We start from the raw sequence: 296 nt of genomic DNA, 5'->3' as shown, positions 1-296 counted from the left end.
GGGAGTTTATATATTGTCCTTTCTTTAGAAATGCAGTCCCTTGTGGGTGCATTGGGTTTTCTAGCCAATACTGTCCGGGATCTGTAGTGGCTTTAAAGATATGATACACCCACCTCCCTTGATCATTGGTGTAGAATACATGTATTTCATCATCAAATCGATTACTTCGAACAAAACGACTTCGATAGCCCACAATATTGAGTTTAAATGGCTCCCGGTACACGATATACCCTTTACTTCGTAATATTTGTAAACTCTTTGATAGCATATTCTTTAGTTGATTGTTTTTTGTTGGT

General features: G+C 37.5%; 1 pseudogene. It reads right to left on the bottom strand.

The features are described from left to right. Positions 1-193 (bottom strand): annotated as a pseudogene (locus tag FOF46_RS31130) (hypothetical protein); the annotation flags it as partial. Positions 194-296: the final 103 nt, after the last annotated feature.

The sequence above is a fragment of the Aquimarina algiphila genome (assembly GCF_007489275.1).
GTDB classification, from domain to species: Bacteria; Bacteroidota; Bacteroidia; order Flavobacteriales; family Flavobacteriaceae; genus Aquimarina; species Aquimarina algiphila.
Note: the sequence above shows the minus strand (reverse complement) of the source record. Positions and strands in the feature narration are given on the sequence as shown.